Raw genomic sequence first — 22537 nt, 5'->3', positions numbered from 1 at the left:
TTAAATCCCTCCCACGAATCGTCTATGATTTAAGACATTCTTCGGGTCCACCTTTTCTTTAATCCCTTTAAATAGGAAGAAAGTCGGCGGCGTTTCCCCCCACACACTGATTTGCTGGCGAAGTTCGAGCGGTAAATGCTTCACAATGACATAGCCGCCAAGCTGTGTAACCGCTGCTCTTATTTCATGAATGGCTGCCAAAATGTCTTCACTCGCTCCTTGCAAATAAATGGAACCCAAACCATGACCGAGTCCTCCGTGCGCTTCTACTGCTAGATGATGTACATCTTGCAATAGCTCGCTTTCTTTCAGCACATGAATCATATCTAAATTCACGACACCAACTTTTAGCAGCGCTGTCGTTTGATCGTTCGATGGAGCGAGCTTATAAAAAGACGTCCAAAAAGTGTGCGCTTCTTCTTTTGGCAACATCGTCATAAAGGTATCGGTCGGTTGAAGCGTTTTCAAAAATTGTTCTTGATAGTGAACCGATCTTTCTACATCTTCAAAGCTGACAGCTAGCGTATAATGGTTAACATGAATTAGTCGCTCGGCTAAAGACGGACTCAACAATTCAAGCGCAGACGGCTCCAGCGCTGAATCAAGCAGCTTGACCGCAAACGACCGAACTTCTTCTAGCTTGCCTTCTGGAAACGATAAGAGAATGAGACTTTCATATTTTGGAAGAGGACGGAGCTTCAGCGTGACTTCGGACAGAACCCCAAGCGTGCCCATCGAACCGATAAACAGCTTATTCATATCATAACCGGCGACATTTTTAACAACTTTGCCTCCAGTGCGAATCACCTTCCCATCTGGGTAAACGATTCGCATGCCAATGACCGCATCTCTTGCTGAACCATAGCCAAGGCGCTTCGGTCCGCTTTCATTTGCTGCAACAATACCGCCAATGGTCGCCCGTTCTGGCTGTGATGGATCAAGGGCAACTTTTTGGTTGTAGCTGGCCAAATATTCCTGTAATTCATGAAACGGCGTGCCGGCTCTCACCGTTACCGTCATATCACCAGGTGTGTGCTCGACAATCCCTTTATAAGTAGACAGCGACAGCAAAAAATCAGCCTGATCTGTCAAACCGCCGAACCCCCGCTTCGTGCCGGCTCCTGCCACTGATATGCTTTTGCCCGTTTCATTGGCATAACGTAAAATAGCTGCGATGTCGTTCTCTGCTGTCGGATACATGATGACTTGTCCCCCATTCCCAAGCGGATGGGTTTTTCCTTCTCGCATGTTTACTTCAGGTAAAACAGCTCTTAACTCTGTTAACAGTTGGGCTGTAACCAATTCCGACACCTCTTTCGTTTTGTAATACGAAACATCGTTTCTAAATATAAGCATAAATTATGCCCACCGCGCATACGACAGTACGATGCACACACGCGCAACACTCAACTATCCATCATCCTTTCGTATGTAATCTATTTACCATTATTAAATCATTGCTGGTATTTTTTTGCAATAAATTTAAAGAATATTCAAAATATAAAATTCGACATTTCTCTTCCACCAACAAAAAAAGGCGAGCTCCGACCGCCGCCTTTTTTGTGACTGTTTATCCACCGAATGCATCCAGAACGTCTTCCACTTCGGTTAAATCTACTGATTGACGAACGACAGGAAGAGCGGTAGGAAAAGCCGATTCACCCACTTCTTTCGGTATATACCCTTGTGCAAGCATTCGTTTTATTTCCGACAGCTCCTGTAAAATGGCCTCGTTTCCTGCAATGCGATTCCGTGGTTTTAAGTATTGATGGAGAGCAGAAAAAAGAAAATGAGGCAATGTGCCGTTATTCGTATGGTATTGAATTTGTTCTTCTACTTTCGAAGAAATTGGACGGGATACCCCTGTTTTGACATCAATGAATTGTTCCGGGACGGTCAAGGCAATTTTATTCGCATAGTCTGTATACGTTCTGGGCATAACGGTCACCCTTTAGTCGAAACAAGCTCGTCAGCATGATCGCGCTTATGTTTCATATGATTCATTTTGGCTAAAATCATCAAACCGAGAACATTCAGCTTTTCCAAATGCTCCGGAAACATGAGCTCAATTGGGCGTCCTCTTTCCGCCCACTTCACAGCCGCCTCTTGAAGTTGTCTTTGTGCAAGTTTTACCGCTCCTCCAACCGCAATGTAACGAACCGCTCCTTTAATTTCATTGGAACCACTTCGCACTCGGTCGAAATGCTCTAAATATTTCATCGCCATGGACCTTAGCTGTGGAATGACGTATTTGCTAATGTCTTTTTTGACACCGGCAAACGGTTCGACATACCACTCTGACGGGCCCGCCGCTAGTTTTTCTTCCAACTCGGACCGTGAGTCAAATTTGTACAGCTCGTTCTTACTCACCTTTTGAATAATCTGATCAAGAAATTGATTAATTCCAAACGGTTCTCCTTCTACAGATGCAACAGGCTTGTTATATTTAATTCCAACAAAATCAACCGAATCTCCACCTAAATCTCCAATGATAATTCCTTTTGCAGACTCTTTCACGAGCAATTCATCTTTAACGGCCAGCGTCTCCTGGTCACGCGTCATTCCTAAATAAGCGCAAGCCCCTTCCGCTCCCACAATAACATGATGAATTCGAAGTTTCACAGCCACTTCTTTCGGTTCTTTCACACCTGGAATTTTATGCAAAATAATTGTATGTGTACCAGTTAAACGCTCTTTAAATCGCTCTTTTTTCTCTTTATATTGTGTCGTCGGCAGTGAAACCGCTAGCTGATTGACCTCATATACGAGCTCGGTTTCTTCATGATTTAATGACAGTGCATGATAGGCAGCAAGTGAAAAAAGTAACATATACGTACGGTCTTCTTCCACTTTCTGATTGTTAAAAGACGTTAAGCTGACATTTCGTTGTCTCGCCGCTGCTTTTCCGATATAGTAAATTTCCCGTTTATCGACAATCGCCTGACTTTTCACCTCAGCAATAAGGTTTTCCTCCAATACGAGATCCTCTTCGTCATAAGGCTTTTCGTAATATTGCTCATCAAACAGCGCCAGCGCATTCGGCATTTGATACTCACTCATCACTCCGTTATCACAAGCAAGCATTTTGTACCAGCTATTCCCGATATCAACAGCAAGAAAATGATCGTTTTCCACCTTACCCACCTCCTGTTGAAGTTTATGCACAGAACTCTTCCACTCGTGCACGTACTAAACGATTTTCACAGGGAGAAAACAGATTTTCCCTTGTTCATATGCCTTAAAATCCGCATTCTTCCTGCTTCATTTATCTATGCTAAAAATTTTTATTCGCATAGGATAAACTGTACCTTAAATTAAAAAGGAGGAATTTTTTAAGATGAGCAAAGATAAAAAGTGTGTTAACTTTGATACATCTGCCACTGTGGAACAATGTATGAGCAACTCCACAAGATTCCCAGCACGTGCCAACGCTTTTATAAATGCTCCTGTCATTTTAGCTCAACTAAATGTTAATACAAATATGGTGGCTAACATCCATTTTCCAGAGCCAGTTTTAGAAATTAAAGATATTAAAAAAACGGTTAAAATTATCCAATGTCGCTTGTTACTTCCAACAAACCGTTTGTATTTAAAAGGATTCGTCCGCAAAAACATCCAATACGCTACTCCTTGCCCTGGCTCTTCCAGCTCATGTGTTTCATCTGAAATGCGCTCCCTAACGGTTGATGTGCCTTTCGAATGCGTAACGATTATTGACAACTTCATTACACCACCGCTGCCTACATTTAGAAACTTTAGAAGTGAATTCGACTTCTTCCATGCACAAGATTTAGGTCCAGGCTTCCCAGAGAAAGATCAGTTGTTATCGAATGACCTTTCCCAATTCCATCAAGTGAGCACACAATTTTACAATCAGCTGCCTTACTGTGAAATTTTAAGAAGTCGCATTGCTGAGTGGGATGAATCGACAGACCGACAACCTTTACCTGGTCATGCTCCGTTCGAAGAAGGTTATTTCCAGCATATCGTTGAGAAAATGTTCGTATCCTTCACTATTCGTGTTCTACAAAATCAACCTGTACGCGTTGGCAATCCGCAATTCCCTGACGGCACGCTTGACGAAAATGAAGACAACAATCTTTTTGAGTAAAATCTTTGTTACTCTCTAAGAAATGTAAAAGCATTACTATGACTGTTTCCTTATCGGACACATGCTCATGATAATGCTTTTTTCATTTACACACACTATATATGTTCACTTTCATCCCCCATTAACGGGCAATAAACTCCACTTCCGATCTATACATGTTTACTTGTTTAAATAGAAGAAGAACTGTCCAGTGAAGAATGAAGAGAACTACTCACGGATGGAAGTTTTTTTATCCTATTTTTCTCTCCTTTATATGTTTATGCCGCTGAGGTTCATGTGACCGCTTATTTTTTCAAGAAAGCAGATTAGACTCTTTCACTTTCCGTAAATGTCCCTGGGCATTCGCCCATACATAGTCATTTATCCCACATATGATGAACCATCTTGATTTTTTAGGAGGAACATGGATGTCTAATTCATATAAACATAAAAAAGGAAAACAAGATGTCAGCAATTCCCTTCATTCTTGTGATAATACACCGCATTGTCCACATGTATCCATTGGAAAAATCGTCGCAAAAGTTCCTGTCGTGCTAGCTGAAGTGACAGTTCAAATTAATATGGACGCGATGATTGACTTCCCAGAACCCGTACTGGAAATTAAAGACATTAAAAAGCGGGTAAAATTGACTCAATGTCGCCTCCTTTTACCGACAAACAAGTTATTCATAAAAGGCTTTGTCCGGAAAAACATTCAGTACGCAAGTCCAAGTAAAGAAATTGAACCAAGCACTTCTGCATCAATTGCTTCTGATCTTCATTCTTTTACGATTGACATTCCCTTTCAATGCGTCACCGAAATAAAGAAATTTTTAACGAAACCGACTATGCCCGAAACGAACCACCGTGAAGAATTTGACTTTTTCGTATCAAAACCGCTATCTTCCGGTTTTCCTGAAAAAGATGAACTACTGACAAGCGATTTATCACAATTCCATCAGACGAGTACTCAGTTTTATAACGAGCTGCCTTTCTGTGAGCTTGTATCGAGCCATATTATCGAATGGGATGAAGCAGTAGACCGCACCCCTCTCCCTCATTCATCTCCTGTCGGCGAAGGACACTTTTCCACCCTTGAGGAAAAAATGGTGCTTGATTTAACAGTTAAAGTCCTTCAAAACCAGCAAGTTCGCGTCTCTTCTACCACAAATGATGATTACGACGGTTATGATGACTTTGATGATTATGATGACTATGATGACTGTAAATGAGGAATGCCTTGATGAATGTGGGGATATACTGACATCGTTTAGTAGTATCCCTTTCTTTTTGTGAGCGTTCTACAAACAAGTCATTGATGGAACGTTGTACAAATAGATGAAAAACACATGAAAGGAGGGCGGCGGAAAGGATGCTTGAATAAACAGCTCCTTCCATTCCAAAATGAACCATATGAAAAAAGAGCCTTCAAATTCATTTTCAGTCAATGTTCCTGCCCCCTTGATGTTTCCTCCGCCAAAAGTAAACAGCTCTCACCATACAAATATAGAGCAGCATAACGAAGAACAAAAGGAGGATGAAACATTACAACAACAAGTACACTCCTCCAAGCAAAAAGAGGACCAACGAAAAAATATGTTAACACATGAAGAGTGCTTCGTTTATCAACCCCAAAATAGAAATGAAGCCTTTTTTTATGTAGAGACAAATGACGAAGAATACGAAGAAGAAATGACTACAAGTCAGGAGAACGAAACTACAAACGATTACCTTTTATTATTAGAAAAGCCACATGAGGCTGACTTTACTACTCTTGATTCTGAACAATTATCAAACTCTCATGAGGATGCTTCTTCTGACCACGATCCATTGCTTACCGCTGAGGAAACAGACGCTCCTTTTCCTTTAACCTTCGAAAGCGAGTTGAGCACTCTTGATTCTGAACAATTATCAAACTCTCATGAGGATGCTTCTTCTGACCACGATCCATTGCTTACCGCTGAGGAAACAGACGCTCCTTTTCCTTTAACCTTCGAAAGCGAGTTGAGCACTCTTGATTCTGAACAATCGTCAAGCTCTCATGAGGACACTTCTTCTAACCACGATCCATTGCTTGACATTGAGGAAACAGAACCTTCTCCTCCTTTAACGCTCGAAGACGACCTTTCAATAATAAATGAGGATAAAGACGAATGTGCTGTGGATGAGGTAAAACGAAGCGATGAAATAGAGGACTCCTCTCTTGATGCCAACGGTATATGTGGAGAAAACGCTCCTCCATCATCACAGCTGGAAGAGAAAAAACCAGTCTGTACGTATCAAAGCGGAACCCGATCCAATCACTCTCTGATTGTTAAACTTCCTGTCTTACTGGCTACGGTTGAATTGGATTTCGAGTTTTTTGATTCCTTTATTTTACCCCCGTCTACAGGGAGCGTTACGAACATTCATTGGAACATTCATTCTGTACAAGGTCATGTACCCACTACTTCCGATACACTCTTTATAAAAGGCATATTATGTGCCACTATCGATTTATGTAACGATGCAAAACAGTCGCTTCACGCGATGACTGTTGATATACCATGGAACAAAACAAAGAAGATTGAATGGATGCATAACCCTATTATTGGCGGAAGTGCGGATGCTGAATATATGTTCCACTCCTTAGATGGGGAGCCAATTGCCCATCACCAGCATAACGAACAGTTAACCGAGCCAATTCAGTTTGAACTGGGGGAACTCCATCATACATGGAGCGAGCAGCTCGAAACGAAAGATGGAACTAGTCAACTTTGTGTACAAAGTAATGTTTGCTTATCTATTCATCTATTACAAGCGCAATATGTGCAACTTCAATAAGAAAACTAGCATTCTTTTCCTTAATCAATAGGGTGTCTCAAATGAGAGGCACCCTACCATCATTTTTATTCATTTTTTATTTACTTTAATTTCTGGAAACTCGTTGAACTTGTAACAGCGTAAAGAATAACAATACTTCCATCTTCTCTGTTACTCTTTCAAATTGGCCAAATCGGTTGAAATCCTTAAAAAGATCTAGTTCATTGATGACTGCTGAATCTAACTCACATTTAATCGGCTCATTGAAAAGCTCCCAATGTAATGACCCTGTTGTACAACGATCTGCCCCATGACCATTATCTGCAAGCTCTCTTCTTTCAAACACAGAATTTTTCACACTTAATCCTTGCGCTTCTAATGGAAGTGCTACATTTGGAATATCTGGGAATTGAAGCGCCTCAAAAATTGGAACCGTTTGATTACATTTAAATTCCACATCTACGCTGTAATCACGGACAAAGCCTGTGCACTCTTCGACGTATTGAATGTTTTTGTGTACAATCCCTGTAACGTACAATTTAACCAGAGCAGCGGCACCACTTGGCGGAGACAAAAGTGACGGAATTGCTTTACATTGTTTCAATGACACGTTTTTACGGATATGTTTAATTTCTCTTGCTGGTGTCGGAAGATGAATCTCTGCTTCCACATCCGCTTCTAACGTAACATTGGCAAGCGGAACAGGAACTTTGATAACAGTTGGATTGGCCCCTACAACTACATCAGCAGAACGAGTTACGCAATCGACGCGGTCTGCAGGAACAACGTCACAACTTTGAGCAGGAGGACAGCCATGATTGTCGTTACATCCTGTATTTTTCTTCATTTAATCCACTCCTTTATATAATTAAATCAAAGACAGTCCACAGCAATTATCGTCAATAAATTGGCTGCTTCTTTGTTTTGACTTACTATTTTTATATGCTTTAAACTGCTTCTTTGCATGGACAGTTGTCGTTAGACATACGCATATTTTTACTGATGAGAGTTGATGATGTCCACCTTCTTTCACGCCTTATAAATTACCTGCAGTAACAATAGTCGTTCCCTTCTCTCAAAAGCAAGAATAAACAGGAAAAATAGAATAAATGATAGACCTTAATAGTGTATTTAAACTATATGTAGGGTTTTACGTAACACTTAAAAACAGGAAAAATCTTACCTATCAACTGACAGATAAGATTGAAAGGAAACTGACATTCCCATTTCTCATTAAATAGTATAGCGCGGAGTAAGACAGATTTGGCCAGATGTAGCACGAAACGGTGTCTGTGGAAGAAAAGCGCGAATCGTATCAAAGCGCGCAACCACAAATGTAAAGCAACCGCCTTCTGGTACATCTACTTGTCGAACAAGTGTCGTTCCTCTTAAAAATTGCACACGAAGTATATTCGGCCCACAGTTTTTAATGGTACCTGGTGCTACAAGATTTTCACACGACACTGCTGCATCCGTAGCATAAATGACTGTAGCTGTAGCTGCACTTACAGCCGTTTCAGGCACAGTAAAATCACAGCACAGTTTATCTTGAACAAGCTCCTTTTCTTCACAGCAACTAAAGCAGCAGTCATCGCCATGTTTTCTTTTCCATGAACTCATATATTTATCCCCCATTCATTTTATGTTAGGCAACTATACTATTAAATTCTATAACGCGGAGTGAGGCAAAGTTCACCACTTGTTGGATTTGAAGAAGACGTGCCAGCTGCGCCAAATGCACGAATCGTGTCAAAACGCGCAACTGTAAACAAGGCGCAACCACCAGGCGGGATGACTAATGTTCTCACGATAGTCCCACCTAGCCCCGTTTCAATGCTCGCTCCTCTCACGAACTGAACCGTTAAAGTACCGGGCCCACAGTTTTTAATGGTACCGGATGCCACTAAATTTTCACATGACACGGTAACATCTGTCGCGAAAAGAGTGTTAAACGGTTGTGTTCCAGATGTGACTGCTGCTGCTGTCACCGTAAAATCACAACAAAGCTTATCCTGCACACTTTCTTTCTCAAAGCAACAACTAAAACAGCAGTCGCCTCCATGCTTTTTGCCTTTGCATGAACATGAGCTCATATAAAAAACCTCCATCGTCTTTTATTGTTAGACAGCCGTAACAACCTGCCTAACAATAGTAAATGCAGGACAGCTCATCCATGTATAGGTAATCGCTCATTTGTTCCGGCCCATTTTCCTCCTTTCTTTTTAACCCTTCCCGGAAAAAGGCGTGCTTGTTCACGTACCAACTAGGCAATGCACACATAAGATAAAGAAGTACGCTCTCGTTTATAGTTAGTCGAGCCTGTGATTAACCGTAATGCGAGATTGAAACGGAACGATGTCCGAAAGGAGTGAATCAATATGCTGTCAGAGGATGTGATGGCCGCTCATTGCGTGCGGGTCCCTAAAATATTTGACTGGGTCAATCGGACGACGCTAATCAAATTGAAGGAAGACATTCAGCTTGACCAAAAGAAGGAAACGGACTTTTTATGTTGTGATTTTCATGTCCCATGCGGATTAGAAGAACGGACTACGTTATGGACCTCATTTGGGGTTGAGCATATCGGTGGATCGATTTGCATTGAATTTAAACAAGGGTGCGGATTACCACTTCAAGTGTTTATTAATGGAAACAAAGCGGCTTCTGTTGAAGAAGGAAGTTCATTTTCAGGCAGTTTTTCACGACTGCGATCGGTCGAAGTGCGGTGTGAAGGAGAAAAGGCTGCAGACCTCTTTTGTGTCGGAACATTTAAAATCAACCTTCATTTTGATCCAGAAGGTCACTGTAAGCTCCGTTCTTTTCGCGATATTGGAGCGACGAAGTGCTTTTTATCCGATTGCCACGGCCATCCTGTATCTCTTCAAAATCGGTGTGTGCTCACTTGTAAAGAGCTAACCTCACCGGAAGACCGGACAGAAGTTCATACTGTCACTCCAGAAGGAAAAAAAGTTACTTTGCAGCGGGTCGATTTACTGAAGCAAGGATTTGTCACTGTGCAATTTTTCAATCGAAAACGGCAGCTCTGTCTCCAGTGTGTGTTTCCGTTTTCCGAAGTCGAAACCATCCTTCTCTGTGCTCCGCCTGGCACGGAGATTGATTGTGAAATTACAGCAGCCGATTGCAAGGCATACCCGCTCCCGCCTATCGACAAATGTTCTTTATGCCTTGATGTGGCGATCAGTCTGTTAATATGCCAAAGCATTGTTTCAATCGCAGATGTCAAAATTGAAATTCCAGCCGTCAACTGTACACCGCGTGAGGAAACGGTTATGAATTGCGTCTCTCCTCCCCCTCCGGAAGATTGTCCCGTTTTCCCTGAAGAGGCCCCTTACTCATAAAAACGGTCATGACAAAGAGGAGCTGTTACAATGTTTAATAAAATGATTGTTTATGAAAATCCGTAATATTCCTGAGCGTTTGTCACGGTTCATTTTGCGGGGGTGTATGACCAGAGATGGTTTTTCTCTTTTCGGACACCCCATCTTACTTTTCATCACTCAAAATGAATACTGTGCATCCAGTTCCTTTTTACGCTGTTCAAGCTGGTGCTTCAGCTTTCGTTCCTGTTCTTTTCGGTAGTCAACCGCTTTTTCGTATTGCTTTTTCATTTTTTGGGCACGCTCCACATCTTGCGGGATTACATCGCCCCTTTGCAAATAAACGGCGAAATCAGAATATGCATCCTCATATTGCAGCTCAAGCGCTACATTCATCCAATGCATGCCGTCTTTCACATTGTTTATACTCATATAGTAACTGCCGAGACTGAAAGCGGCGGAACCATTTTGGCAGACAGCCGCTTCCTTATAGTAACGGAGAGCTAACTCCATATCTCCCTCATCTTCAAGTAAATAAGCAAGCCAGCACTGTGCTTCCCCATGTCCTTTTTCAGCAGCACGCTCAAGCATCGCCTTAATTGCAGCAGTACTTAATCCATTCTTCTCTCCCATTAGGGCAAATACATATTGGACGTGCGGGTCTTCTTTGGAAAATAAGGAAGCTAATTCGTTTAAAGGGGTGTTGACTCGAAAAAGATTAACAAGTATCTTTTCATCCCCTCCGTTATAATCAGGCTTTATACGGTTGAGCAGCTCTTTTACATATGCCACGTCACGAAGCCATGTGAGTCTTTCTCGAATTTGCTTTGTTTTATGTACATCTTTATATTTCTTGCTTTCTGCAAAAAAGCGACCGATATATTTGAGCTCATCCACCTCTATGTCCGGATTATGAAGCGCAGTATAATAAAGATGGTTCACTGCTTCAAAGTTATCGTCTTCTGACCGTTCGAATCGGATAAGCGCTTCTTTATAATATCCTTGCCTCATGCAGTAAACAGCACTTCCATTCCAATGTTTTCGGTCATCAAATTCTTTAATTTTGTATTCATTTCTCCATTCCACCCATTTTGGATTCCCGCTTCGTTCCATCTGACGGCAAATACGCAAAATGGACGTATACTTTTTAGCGACTTCATAGCACTCGATCGCTTCATCATACAGCTTTGCTTGTTCAAATAATATTCCTGCCTGTTCATAATCGGCTTGCTGCTTGATGAGATGAGCGCGGCAAACTAATAGACGCTGCTCAACAGCGGCATTAGACGGTAAGCGTACATAACAGTTTGCAGCCTGCTCGTATAAGCCGCGCTTAAAGAAGATATCCCCTTGCTCCTTCCAATCCTCCACGGAAAAGACCGTTTCTCCCTGAACGTCTATTTCTTCAATCGTGGTTTGAACATTGAGCTGCTTTTTAACACGTTCCATCTCCCATACGTCAGAAGCAGTAACCCCGTCATAAATGAGGCATTCTTTCATCCCTCGCGTTACCGCTACATAAAGCAAGCTTGCCTCGTAGCGAATAAATCGCTGCATAACCGCATTCCCCTCAAAATGGAAAAGCTCGTCTCGGCGAATAATGTTAGCAATCTTTTTCCACTGTTTATACTCTTCCAACTGTTCATGAATGACTTTCCACAGCAACACTCTTCGGAATTCGAGCCCTTTCGCTTCATTAATGGTAAACAAGAGCGGAATCGACTGTGAGCGCTTCTCCATTTTTTTCAAAAAGTCTGACTTCTCCTCCTCGCTTCGAACGAGCACCGCATCATATGGACCAAAATGACGAAGCAGCGGCAATAAAGCCGACTCTTCCATTCCTTTCAACAGCTTTGGCATTTCACCGAAATGAAAAGGAACGGCTTGATCGGTTTTATATTTAAAATCAGTATAATTTTTTTGTAATAGGTTAATTTCTCTCGCAAGAGCGGCAATTCGTCCTGTATTGCGGAAGTTTTTCGACAAAGAATGAATATCAGCTACTCGCTCACCGAAAGCATCGTAAAAAGCATTTTTTACATTTTCCCACCGAAACCCGCTATGGTGAACAACTTGATGGTCATCCCCTGACAGGACAAGACGTGACGGGTCATTTTGAGCCAATTGAAACAATAGTGTAAGATGACGCATCGTCAAGTCTTGTATTTCATCACATAGTACAAGTTCGTATGATGGCAGTTCTCCCTGCAGCAACTGCGCGAGCAAATCTTGCTCATCAATGAGAAAGTGCTGTGCTAAATATTGCTCGTAAGACAAAAAAAGACTGTACAGCTGTTCTCGCTTCTTATAAAAATTCGGCGCTTCATTGCCGCTTAACGCAAGGTATTCGTCTTTCGTTAAATAAGCATTCGTAGAATGAAAGGTGCCCCCTTTAATGATTCCGCGAATTTCTTCCCAAACCATTAATGCCGGGAAATCTTTCTCAATTCGGCGACCTCTTGCTATATTTTTATAATAACGAATAAAATGCTCTTTCGTCGCAATCGTCTGGAAGCGCTCAGACATATGTTCCTTCATAAAGTCTTTAAACGTTAAAAAAGTCGTCTGCCGCCGATACTCTTCTTCTTCATCAAGCCCTTTTACAAGACTTACAAACTGCTTTTCTGCTTCATCTCTCAACTGTTTCGTTGACGTAATATAGAGCTTCCGAACCGCCGGTGACTCTAGCATTTTATGAATTAAAATGGTTGTTTTCCCGCTTCCGGCTGTCCCACTAATGAGCAAAGGGAGTGGCTTTGTTAATAATGCCCGCTGTTCGCCAGTAAGCCGCAACTTCATTTCCCAAAATTCTCCCGCATCCTCTTCTTGCTTCATTAAAAAGCGGGTCAGCGTTTCATCATCAATTTCATACGCTTTCAATTGCTGGAACTGTTGGAACACATAATCTGCTTTCCATAATGGTGCTTGACTATCAGCAAATTCACGGAATGACTCTCCAGCAATCAGCTCTTCTTTCTCATACAAAACAAAGTCAATATCATCGTCTAAAATGGTGCGGGCTGTGCGGATAACATCATCATGATGCAAGGAAAGTCTGAACACGAGAACAACCGTCTCATCAAGTTCAACATCGTAAAAAAGCGTAAACAGCATACGGTTTCCTTTATCAATTCTCGCTTCAAATAGATTGATTTGCTTTTGGACTGCTCGAAGCTTTTTCACTCGCGTTCCATTTTTCCAATGTCCTTGCCGAAGCATATGAAGCCTTTTATCAATTAAACTCACTTCATCTACTGACATGGTTTCGAATTCTTCTTTTGCCTGTGGATGAAGACAAATCGTATACATCGTACTCTCCTCTTCCATCGTTCATTTTTGCATGCTTTTACCAAACTACGACTATTATACTATAAGAATATCCTAAAATAAGTCAAAACCCGCCCTTTTATTATAACGGACGGGTTTTAATTTATAACAGTTAACATGTTCTTTTATGCTTAGACTTTGAACTTCACTACCTCCCCCTGTAAATTTGTCACGCTGTCTTTTGATTTGGATATTTGTTTTATCACTTCATTCGACATATGGCTCGCATCTGCTACTCGATTGGCTATATGAGCGGTTCCGATCGCCCCTTCACCAGATGCTGAAGCGACGCCGTCAATAGACTCTAACACCGTTTGAATGGACGCTAAAAGCTGTTCGGACGTAGCGCTGAACTCCGTCACAAGTTCATCTACAAACTCCGCATCACTGCTGTATTTGCTTGCTACATCAAGCATGATCTTATAATCGTTATTGACATCCACTGACATGAATGTCAATAAATTATTTGTCCCTGTCGAAAGATTCTCAACAGAATTGGTTACTTTCGATGTAACATCCTGGATTTTCAGTACGGTATCTTTTGACTGCTCCGCGAGCTTTCTTATTTCATCTGCTACAACTGAAAACCCTCTTCCCGCTTCGCCTGCTCTCGCAGCTTCAATCGCCGCATTCAATGCGAGCAGATTCGTTTGTTCTGTTATTTGCATAATGGTTGCAGAGAAAATATGTATTTGCTCGACCACTTTCGAATCTTGAAGTGCCTTTTCCAGTTCGTTTTTCGTCGCTGAAAAGATGTCCATCGCTTTCTGTTGAGCTGCATGTACATCTTTTCTTGTGCTTTCCGCTCGTTTGCTTATTTCACCCGCTGCCGCCGCTCCTTCTTGCGACCTTTGGGCAATGGACTGAACGGCTCTTTCAATTTCTTTAGAGCTTGCAGTCATCTCCTCTGATGAAGCAGATGTTTCTTCCATGCTCGCCGCCAACTGTTCGATCGTAGCTGTTATTTCTTCTAAGTGACTGTTCAACAAATACACGGTGTTTGTTACATGCCCTACTTCCTTTTCAATAGCGACGGATTCATTTTGGATGCTGTAAAGTAAACCTTTCAACGAGTTTTTCATATTATTGACACCATTCGCAATCGTCCCGATTTCATCTTTCCTTGATAAATATTTTTGTTCCATTTCTCCGGAAAAATCGCCTTTAGCCAACTCTTCTAAATGCTTAGACACCTTCACAATTGGATTGGTCATTCGCTTTGTACTGATGATGATTAAAATACTTGTCAGCACAAGCATGACAGCGGAAACGACGACAATGCTGAGCACGATTTTTTCAGCCCCTGCAATTAATTCCTTCTCCGCCATGAAAGAGGCTAAAATCCAATCTGTTCCTTCCACCTTGTATGAATTGACCATATATTGATGATCGTCCATCATAATTTCGAATGATTTCGTCTCATTTGACAAGAGTTTTTCCAAGCCTTTTATGTTGATTTCTTCTAATTTTTTAAAATTATTATCCGGATTATGCCCATCTGCCATAACTACACCTGTATTATGCACAATCATTGAAAAACCTGTCTCACCGCTTTTCATTTTGCTTAACATATCACTGATGGCCGTTTGTTGCACATCAATACCTATTACTCCGATACGCTCTCCCTCTGCATTCGTAACAGTTCGCACATTACTCGTCACGAAAGATTGAGTCGTGCTGTCTACATACGGGGCTGTTCTTGCAATATTGCCATCATTGTTTACAGCTAGCGGGTAAAACGGGCGTTTTGTAGGGTCGTAGTTTTTCGATATGTCAGCTTCCGGCCATTGAATGTACCCGCCTTCCTCTGTTCCCAAATAAATGTATAATGTCCCTTCATGCGAATCTCCGTAATGCTTGAATGCCTCAAAAATCTTTTGCTCCACCCCCCCATTTTGTGAAGGAGTCATGGGCAGCTGTTCTGAACGGTCTTTATAACTTGTAATACTCTCATCTGCCTGCATGACGAGCGGGTGATTTGCCATCATATGAATATCTTTATCTAATTGATCATAAAAAATGTTGATGGAATCGGCGACAATTTTCATTTGCCCGTTAGAATTAGCAATATAGTCATTTCTCGCCTGCTTAGTTACTTGATATCCGACTATTCCACCAACGGTTATTAACGTAATGAGAATGACAATGACTGATAATGCTAAAAATTTTGTTTGTATGTTATGAAAACGCTTACTAAACATATTACTCCCTCCACTCTCCTCAATCGGTCTAGCATCTGTTTCTTCATAATAAACATGACAAGCTATCGTTAAACAAACGCTCTCTTTCAGTCCCCTTTCGCTTTTTTAAATACTTAGAATAATATTACAGAATCTGACGAATTTCGTCATTATTTTTCTAAGAAAATATTCCTAAATATTTTGATGATAAATAGGAATATTTTCTCACTCATAAAAATGTTTCCCCCATTCTTCTAACACCTTCAGAACAAAATATTTCTCTTGCGTTTCTTTTTCATTTGTATTAAAATCTACTTAAATCGTAATTATTACGTTTTATAGGGGCGTTGGTATAAATCAGACACTTATCCCTTCAAACACACATGCTTTTCATCTACATAATGTTTATTGCCCCTTCTCATACGAAACGCCCCTTCTTCGCATAAGAAGGGGCGTTTCGTATTATGTATAATGATCGCTGCTTCATCAATGTTGATGGCCGCTGTCTTCTTCCATCTCTTCGTGATTCATTTCTTTCGGTTCTTCATTCATCGTGACCTTGTCCCCAACTTGAATGTGCATGCTTGGCATTGTATGCATGCTTTTCGCGTTCGTATGGGCAATTACTTCATATGTCCCCTCTTCAGTAAACGCTTTCTTTATGCCGTACATCCCTTTTCCTTGTCCCTCTGCTTCAATCCGCTCTTTCTGTTCGCCATTAATGAGTTCAAAGGTCACTTCTGCATCGTCGACTAGTTCATCACCGTATGTCACTTTTGCCTCAATCGATGTTTCTTCATTCATTTCGACTTTTTCAGGAGCAACTATTTCCACTTCGACTATTTTCACTTCCGGCTCTGCTTCTTGCTGGCCGCATGCTGTGATGATGGTCCCCATGCCAAGCAGCAACGCAATCATCCATTTCTTCATGACATCTTCCCCTTTCCCTGTTGTGCTTCCATTTAAATGGTACCATATAATTGTGAGAACTTTGTGAAGCGATGAAAGTTCACGCTTTCATCACAATTATAGTCTATAATAAAATGAACTTGAAGGAGGAGGAACTGTTGAAAAAAACTGCTTTATCCGTTTTAACCTGCTTATGGCTGCTTGCGGGCTGTTCATCTGCCGAACAGCTCCCTCTCATCCCTTTGCAGGACGATTACGTGATTACTGTCAATATTCAAGACCATTCCCTTTCATTCATTGATCCACAATCCTATGAGAAAACAACATGGACACTTCCTTTTGCGTTCGAGCGGGCGTTATTGTTGGAAGCTGACCAACTTTTGCTTTATGGAAAAGAACTTCATCGCGCCTATGTGTACGAGCTTTCTACTGGACAAAAGGTCGATGAGTGGAAAACAGGAAGCGGCATTGGCCATATGGTGCTCTCCATGGACGGTTCGCTCGTTTATGCTGCTGACCAAGAGAAAAACGCGTTGCGTATTTTTTCTGTGGATGGCACCGTTCGTCATGAAGTGCCGCTAAAAAGCGCCCCATTTACGATATTGGAAAGCCGCGATAAACTGTATGTAAACAGCTATGAAGAGGAACGCATGAATGTGATTGCGAAATCGTCATGGCAAAAAATTGATGAATTCCCTACGCCGTCCCGAACAGTCGGCGGATGGATTGATGAAGAAAAAGAAGAGCTTTGGCTCGGGGGACACGGCTCTGGAGAATACATTCAAGATGATATTTACGTTTACTCGCTTGCCGATGGACAATTGAAAGAAAAAATTCATACGCCTGTCATGCCAATTGATTTTGTCCGTTCCGACGACCTTATGTATGTGTTAAGCCATGGGTCGAATGATTTATGGAAAATTGACTATGACACGAAACAACCGCAAGAAAAAATTGAAACTGGCTCCAATCCGTTTTCGATGAAACAGTTTCAGCAGAAGTTATACATTGCAAGCTATGACAGCAATAAAGTGCAAGTCATTGATTTAACATCCTTTGAAACGATTCAACAAATTCCTGTTGGCACCGGACCGTTTCAAGTATTAGTAAGAGAGGAAGATCCTGCATGAATGATGTGACAATTTTAATTGTTGATGATGAAGCAGATATGCGACAGCTTATTAGATTGTATTTGGAACAAGAAGGCTTCCGCTGCATGGAAGCAGAAAACGGGCAAGAAGCGCTCGACCTTTTACATACATATGAACCGCAACTTATTTTGCTTGATGTGATGATGCCGAAAATGGACGGCTTTACAGTAGCCGCCAACATTCGAAACACAAAGCAAATTCCGATCATATTCTTAACGGCACGTGCCGATGAATGGGACCGCATTCATGGTTTGAACCTCGGCGCAGACGATTATATGATGAAGCCCTTTAGCTTCGGCGAGCTGATCGCCCGTGTTCAAGCTGTTCTCCGCCGCACCCAGCCTGCTTTTAGTCCATCAGAGACGATCCAAATCGGTCCATTGTCCATCCATAAAAAAGGGCGGCAAGTACTTTGCGGCGGCAAGCCTGTTTCTCTCACCTTGAAAGAATACGAACTTCTTCAGTTCCTTTGCGAGTATAAAGGACATGTCTTTTCAAGAGAGCAGCTGCTCGAAAAAATATGGGGCTATGATTATGAAGGAAGTGAGCGAACGGTCGATACTCATATTAAAACGCTTCGCTTAAAACTGAAAGAGGGCGCCAACATCATCCATACCGTTTGGGGTGTCGGCTATAAGGTTGAGGTGTAGCAAGTGAAGTGGAATTCCTTTTCGTTTCAGGCCCGCTTTCGCCTCATGGTGAGCGCCATCATCTGCCTGACCATCGCCTTTTCGTTTTTATTTATCCATTTTTTATATCGCGATCTTTACGTAAAAGATGTGGAACGCTCTTTGTTGCAGGAAGGAAAAAATATCGCCGGACAATACTTAGGCGGTGACATCTCCGAACAACTGAAGCAAAATGTCGCTTGGCATAATGCAATCTCGGAATCGGAAATTTTACTTATTGATAACCCGCGCGATTTAAGTGCTTGCCTTCCTTTTGAAATGAATCATGAAGCGCTCGTCAGCGAGGATGAACGGCGAACATTGCTTGAGGGAAACCATTTAATTAAAACAGGGTATGAAGAACGATTCGCCCGTGACATTATGGGCGTCATCATCCCCCTTTTAGATGAAGAACGATTAATGGGCATCATTTATTTATACTTACCTTTATCTCCAATTCAAGAAGTATTTAATAAAGCAACCCCCATTTTAGCGGCTACAGGCGTCTTATTTTTCCTATTTATGGTCATCTTCGGCAATAAACTCGTTCGCTCGCTTGTCACCCCGATTCGCGAAATGGAAGCTTTCTCGCAGCATATTGCGAGCGGCGATTTATCAGTCCGGCTTCCAGTTCAATCAAAAGACGAGCTTGGGCATTTGGCACAGGCGTTCAACAACATGACTGAAGCGCTTGAAAATCAAGACCAGCAAAAGAAAGAATTTCTCGCGAACGTCTCTCATGAGCTTCGCACTCCGTTAAGCTATATTAAAGGATATAGCGAAGTGTTAAAGAGCGATATGTACCATAATAAAGAAGAAGCGCTCAAATATATGAATCTTATCCACCGGGAATCGGACCGGATGCATCGCCTCGTTCAAGATTTGCTGGATTTAGCCCAACTAGAAGCAGACATGTATCCGATGAAAAAAGAACCGCTCGTTCTCGCTCAAGTGTTAGAAGACACAATCGAACAGCTCATGCCTGTTTGTCAACAAAAACAGCTTGTCTGCCACGTTCAGCTTGATTCTGATATTATTATGAACGGCGATCACGACAGGCTGTCACAAGTGTTTTACAATTTAATTGACAACGCTGTGAAATATAATCGCGACAGTGGCCATCTGTCTGTTTCCCTGACAGCGGTTGATGAACAAATTGTCATTCAAATTGAAGACGGCGGCATCGGCATTGCAGAAGAAGACATTACAAGACTTGGCGAACGCTTTTTCCGTGCGGATAAAGCACGGACACGCACAAAAGGCGGCACCGGTCTTGGATTAGCTATCGTTAAACAAATTGTCCAGCGCCATGAAGGGACAATGGAGATTACCAGTATTCCGAATGAAGGCACTGTCGTTACACTTCGCTTTCCACTTGAGCATTTTGAATAATGTGCAAATATGGTAAAATGGAAGAAACATTGATTTCGAGATAAGAAGGGATTTTTCCGATGAAAGACGAACAAATGAAAAATGTGAGCGAGTCTTTAGATGAAGAAACATTATTTATGGTCAGCCAGACGTTTAAGGCACTGTCCGACCCTACCCGCCTGCGCATTTTATATTTACTGTTTCAAGGGGAACATTCAGTCAATGAAATTGCTGAGCGACTCGGTCTGCTGCAATCGACCGTTTCCCATCAGCTTCGCTTCCTGAAAAACTTACGGCTCGTCACCTTCCGCCGGGAAGGCACATCCCTTTATTATTCCCATGACGACGAACATGTGATGGACTTATTAAAACAATCCATTGAGCACGCGAGGCACCATTGATACATGATTGGAAAAGGAGCTGCCAAAATAAGCGCAGCTCCTTTTTTTGATTGACCTATCAAAATTTTCAGTGATTGTATGTTCATTTCCGCTTTTTTCCTTTATACTATTAATGAGTTAAATAACTAAAGGATGTGACAGAAATGGAAATTAGCTTACTATCAGTATTAGCACTAGGACTCGTACTTGGCATTAAACATGCGATTGAACCGGACCATATTATCGCGGTCTCCACTCTCGCAAGTGAAAGCAACAAGCTTTGGCGCTCGTCATTAGCTGGCGTGTTTTGGGGCATCGGTCATACGCTCACCTTATTTGTCGTCGGGATGGTCTTAATTGTACTCAAAGACGACATACCGGAAGCATGGGCAATGTCACTTGAATTTTCCGTCGGCATCATGCTCGTCTACCTCGGCCTCTCCTCCTTTTTCACGTGGAAACAGGCATCTAAAGAACAGACGCCCCCTCGCCGTTCGTACATCAAATCAATGATCATCGGATTTATTCACGGACTTGCGGGCAGTGCGGCGATGGTATTGCTGACGATGAGTACTGTTGAACACCCATGGCAAGGCGCTATTTATATTATCGTGTTCGGAATTGGAACATGTATCGGCATGCTTGCCTTCACAACCATTCTCGGGATTCCATTTACTGCCTCGAAAAATAAAAAGGTGGTCAATCAATCGTTAACCCGCTTCGCTGGAGCTGTTAGTACTTTATTCGGACTTTATTATATGTACAACTTAGGGGTGACAGAAGGTTTGTTTTCCATTTGGTTCCGCTAAGTCTCCGCTATACATAGGAAGGACCCGTCGCTGTTAAAGCGAGCGGGCCTTTTTTAATACTTTCGGTAATGAACAGACGGCTGGCGTAATAGCTGCTCTCGAATGAAGTTTTCATATGTCGTAAAAATGGCTTCAATTACTTGCGTGCGATTCGCGAGCACTCTGACAACCGCTCCTCCTGCTGCCGAAATAGACACTCCAATCCGCGCTTCTTGTTCATACGGCTGCGCCGCCTCTTCTAATAACCTCATCATGTCCGCATCGAGCCCATCATGCAGAAATAAAAGCGAACCGAAATGCGTGTATCCTTCCATCAACAACATCGATGAAAGCTGTTCTTTCATATTTAAATAAAGATGATCCAATAACATAAGACGGCCTTCTCGATAGACCTTCACTTTCGAACGAATACTGTCATAAGTAAACAACTCTCCGCTTTCTGACCAGCCTGGTGTCAATATGTCTGTCATCAGCAAAGACGCTCCTTGCTCAAGGTGAATCGTCGCCGTTTGGACATATTGGGCATGCTCATATAAAATAAGCGGATCTTGAACGAGCGATAAAAAGCTGTCTTTTTTTAACGTTATGTTCATCTCTTGTCTGGCCGGGGTTGCTAATGTTTTGTATACTTTCGCTGCTGATTGAGTCGTAAGCGAAAGTTTCGCTCCTTCTTCCAATGTGAAGGAATAGTTGTATACATCGCCGCCGACATAGCCTCCGCCAATATGCATTAAATAAAAGGTCGGATGATCGTCCGCTAAATAGACGGGACGGGAAACTTTCAACGCCCCGTCGTAATAGCACTCATGTAAAACCGTGCGGCCATTTTTTATTTTGGCCGCCATCGAAAGCGTCCCTGTCGCCGTCATTTTTCCAGCCCGGCTAGCAGCGCTTCTGACTTAATCCACTCCACCACTTCCGGCAGCCCTGTTTCATCTTTTAAATTTGTAAAAAAGAACGGTTTGCGTCCCCGCGTCGCAATCGTGTCTTGCTCCATAATGTCAAGGCTCGCGCCAACATACGGAGCTAAATCGATTTTATTAATAATGAATAAGTCCGATTTAATCATCCCTTGTCCGCCTTTACGAGGGATTTTTTCCCCTTGGGCCACGTCGATAATATAGATTGAGAAATCAACAAGTTCTGGGCTGAATGTCGCCGCTAAATTGTCGCCGCCGCTTTCTACGAAAATGATATCTAACTGTTGATGACGTTCCTTTAGTTCATCAATAGCTGCAAAATTCATGGAAGCATCTTCGCGAATGGCTGTATGCGGGCAACCGCCTGTTTCGACGCCAATAATGCGATTTTCAGGAAGCACCCCGTTCTTCATTAAAAACTTGGCATCTTCTTTCGTGTAAATATCATTCGTCACAACCGCCATACTGAACTTGTCATTCATCACCCTTGTTAATTTTTCCACAAGCATCGTCTTGCCGGCTCCAACCGGCCCCCCAATTCCAATACGTACAGGTTCTTTCATTCATGACACTCTCACTTTCAATAAGTGAA

General features: G+C 42.2%; 20 protein-coding genes and 1 pseudogene. 9 read left to right on the top strand and 12 right to left on the bottom strand.

What is annotated here, in order from left to right; translation table 11 throughout:
- The 3 genes from ACXAEO_RS10190 to ACXAEO_RS10180 all read right to left on the bottom strand — a co-directional run bounded on the left by ACXAEO_RS10190 (position 1) and on the right by ACXAEO_RS10180 (position 3135).
- A complete protein-coding gene (locus tag ACXAEO_RS10190) occupies positions 1 to 1302 on the bottom strand; it encodes an FAD-binding oxidoreductase (RefSeq protein WP_474884078.1) in 1302 nt (433 codons plus the stop codon).
- 268 nt (positions 1303 to 1570) lie between these two features.
- The gene (locus ACXAEO_RS10185; RefSeq protein WP_474880499.1) at positions 1571 to 1939 is read right to left on the bottom strand and encodes a hypothetical protein; all 369 of its coding nucleotides are present in this window, start codon (positions 1937 to 1939) and stop codon (positions 1571 to 1573) included.
- Positions 1940 to 1944: 5 nt separating this feature from the next.
- Positions 1945 to 3135, bottom strand: a complete 1191-nt coding sequence (locus ACXAEO_RS10180) for a ParM/StbA family protein (RefSeq protein ID WP_474880497.1) — start codon at positions 3133 to 3135, stop codon at positions 1945 to 1947.
- A gap of 202 nt (positions 3136 to 3337) precedes the next feature.
- Between ACXAEO_RS10180 and ACXAEO_RS10175 the strand changes: the two genes are divergently transcribed.
- The 3 genes from ACXAEO_RS10175 (at position 3338) to ACXAEO_RS10165 (ending at position 6913) form a co-directional block, all read left to right on the top strand.
- Positions 3338 to 4111: a CsxC family protein gene (locus ACXAEO_RS10175; RefSeq protein ID WP_474880494.1), complete on the top strand. Its 774-nt coding sequence runs from the start codon at positions 3338 to 3340 to the stop codon at positions 4109 to 4111.
- A gap of 407 nt (positions 4112 to 4518) precedes the next feature.
- Positions 4519 to 5322, top strand: coding sequence for a CsxC family protein (locus ACXAEO_RS10170; protein WP_474880492.1), 804 nt, complete (start codon positions 4519 to 4521; stop codon positions 5320 to 5322).
- Positions 5323 to 5503: 181 nt separating this feature from the next.
- On the top strand, positions 5504 to 6913 hold the full coding sequence (locus ACXAEO_RS10165; RefSeq protein WP_474880489.1) for a hypothetical protein: 1410 nt from the start codon (positions 5504 to 5506) through the stop codon (positions 6911 to 6913).
- A gap of 85 nt (positions 6914 to 6998) precedes the next feature.
- On the opposite strand, the gene ACXAEO_RS10160 is transcribed toward ACXAEO_RS10165, so the two are convergent.
- From ACXAEO_RS10160 to ACXAEO_RS10150, 3 genes are all read right to left on the bottom strand, one after another.
- Positions 6999 to 7739, bottom strand: coding sequence for a CsxC family protein (locus ACXAEO_RS10160; RefSeq protein WP_474880486.1), 741 nt, complete (start codon positions 7737 to 7739; stop codon positions 6999 to 7001).
- Between the two features lie 386 nt (positions 7740 to 8125).
- Positions 8126 to 8512, bottom strand: a complete 387-nt coding sequence (locus ACXAEO_RS10155; protein ID WP_474880483.1) for an S-Ena type endospore appendage — start codon at positions 8510 to 8512, stop codon at positions 8126 to 8128.
- A 41-nt stretch (positions 8513 to 8553) separates the two neighbouring features.
- Positions 8554 to 8985: an S-Ena type endospore appendage gene (locus ACXAEO_RS10150; RefSeq protein WP_474880481.1), complete on the bottom strand. Its 432-nt coding sequence runs from the start codon at positions 8983 to 8985 to the stop codon at positions 8554 to 8556.
- A gap of 285 nt (positions 8986 to 9270) precedes the next feature.
- On the opposite strand from ACXAEO_RS10150, the gene ACXAEO_RS10145 reads away from it, so the two are divergent.
- Positions 9271 to 10251: a BMQ_0737 family morphogenetic spore coat protein gene (locus tag ACXAEO_RS10145; RefSeq protein WP_474880478.1), complete on the top strand. Its 981-nt coding sequence runs from the start codon at positions 9271 to 9273 to the stop codon at positions 10249 to 10251.
- A 159-nt stretch (positions 10252 to 10410) separates the two neighbouring features.
- On the opposite strand, the gene ACXAEO_RS10140 is transcribed toward ACXAEO_RS10145, so the two are convergent.
- From ACXAEO_RS10140 to ACXAEO_RS10125, 4 genes and pseudogenes are all read right to left on the bottom strand, one after another.
- Positions 10411 to 13539 carry a UvrD-helicase domain-containing protein gene (locus ACXAEO_RS10140; protein ID WP_474880474.1) on the bottom strand — a complete coding sequence of 1043 codons (3129 nt, stop codon included), beginning with the start codon at positions 13537 to 13539 and terminating at the stop codon, positions 10411 to 10413.
- A gap of 149 nt (positions 13540 to 13688) precedes the next feature.
- Positions 13689 to 14489: a methyl-accepting chemotaxis protein gene (locus ACXAEO_RS10135; RefSeq protein ID WP_474884076.1), complete on the bottom strand. Its 801-nt coding sequence runs from the start codon at positions 14487 to 14489 to the stop codon at positions 13689 to 13691.
- Positions 14490 to 14633: 144 nt separating this feature from the next.
- A pseudogene (locus ACXAEO_RS10130) lies at positions 14634 to 15467 on the bottom strand (cache domain-containing sensor histidine kinase); the annotation flags it as partial.
- A gap of 756 nt (positions 15468 to 16223) precedes the next feature.
- A complete protein-coding gene (locus tag ACXAEO_RS10125; RefSeq protein ID WP_474880472.1) occupies positions 16224 to 16667 on the bottom strand; it encodes a FixH family protein in 444 nt (147 codons plus the stop codon).
- Positions 16668 to 16804: 137 nt separating this feature from the next.
- Between ACXAEO_RS10125 and ACXAEO_RS10120 the strand changes: the two genes are divergently transcribed.
- The 5 genes from ACXAEO_RS10120 (at position 16805) to ACXAEO_RS10100 (ending at position 21025) form a co-directional block, all read left to right on the top strand.
- Complete coding sequence (locus ACXAEO_RS10120; protein WP_474880470.1) at positions 16805 to 17776, top strand: YncE family protein; 972 nt, start codon at positions 16805 to 16807, stop codon at positions 17774 to 17776.
- Entirely contained in the window at positions 17773 to 18447 is a 675-nt protein-coding gene (locus ACXAEO_RS10115) for a response regulator transcription factor (RefSeq protein ID WP_474880468.1), read from the top strand. Before ACXAEO_RS10120 ends, ACXAEO_RS10115 begins: the two co-directional genes overlap by 4 nt.
- 3 nt (positions 18448 to 18450) lie before the next feature.
- Positions 18451 to 19857, top strand: a complete 1407-nt coding sequence (locus tag ACXAEO_RS10110) for a sensor histidine kinase (RefSeq protein WP_474880466.1) — start codon at positions 18451 to 18453, stop codon at positions 19855 to 19857.
- A 59-nt stretch (positions 19858 to 19916) separates the two neighbouring features.
- Positions 19917 to 20237, top strand: a complete 321-nt coding sequence (locus ACXAEO_RS10105; RefSeq protein WP_474880463.1) for an ArsR/SmtB family transcription factor — start codon at positions 19917 to 19919, stop codon at positions 20235 to 20237.
- Positions 20238 to 20380: 143 nt separating this feature from the next.
- Positions 20381 to 21025, top strand: a complete 645-nt coding sequence (locus tag ACXAEO_RS10100; protein WP_474880461.1) for an urease accessory protein UreH domain-containing protein — start codon at positions 20381 to 20383, stop codon at positions 21023 to 21025.
- A 53-nt stretch (positions 21026 to 21078) separates the two neighbouring features.
- Here the strand turns inward: ACXAEO_RS10100 and ACXAEO_RS10095 are convergent, their stop codons facing one another.
- Complete coding sequence (locus ACXAEO_RS10095; protein ID WP_474880459.1) at positions 21079 to 21894, bottom strand: urease accessory protein UreD; 816 nt, start codon at positions 21892 to 21894, stop codon at positions 21079 to 21081.
- The gene (ureG, locus tag ACXAEO_RS10090; RefSeq protein ID WP_474880457.1) at positions 21891 to 22508 is read right to left on the bottom strand and encodes an urease accessory protein UreG; all 618 of its coding nucleotides are present in this window, start codon (positions 22506 to 22508) and stop codon (positions 21891 to 21893) included. Before ureG ends, ACXAEO_RS10095 begins: the two co-directional genes overlap by 4 nt.
- Positions 22509 to 22537 lie beyond the last annotated feature (29 nt).

The organism is Bacillus sp. ABA4_010 (assembly GCF_056159105.1).
The sequence above is the reverse complement of the archived record's forward strand: the minus strand, read 5'-3'. Positions and strand labels throughout refer to the sequence as shown.